This window comes from Psychrobacter proteolyticus, assembly GCF_038155145.1.
GTDB lineage: Bacteria > Pseudomonadota > Gammaproteobacteria > Pseudomonadales > Moraxellaceae > Psychrobacter > Psychrobacter proteolyticus_B.
On sequence record NZ_JBAKAY010000064.1, the window covers coordinates 1 to 235 of the forward strand.

General features: G+C 49.8%; 1 protein-coding gene. It reads left to right on the plus strand.

Annotated elements, in window-relative coordinates; genetic code table 11:
• Positions 1-232: DUF3100 domain-containing protein (locus tag V6252_RS13010; RefSeq protein WP_341610730.1), on the plus strand; the 232-nt coding region annotated here is incomplete at its 5' end.
• Positions 233-235: the final 3 nt, after the last annotated feature.

Consider the following 235-nt stretch of genomic DNA (forward strand, 5'->3'; position numbering starts at 1 on the left):
CGCCAGTTATGCCATTCTGTTAAGTATTATGCCTTTCATTGCCAAATTCGGGGTTGGTGTTGGTCCCAATATCGAAGAAATCCTCGCTGCTGGTCCAGCACTACTGTTGCAAGAATTAGGGAATGTAGCGACCGGTTTGATTGCGCTACCCGTTGCAGTGCTTGTCTTTGGTATGGCCGAGAAGCCATCGGTGCCACGGACTCTGTTGCTGGTGAACCCAACGTTGCTTTGATTG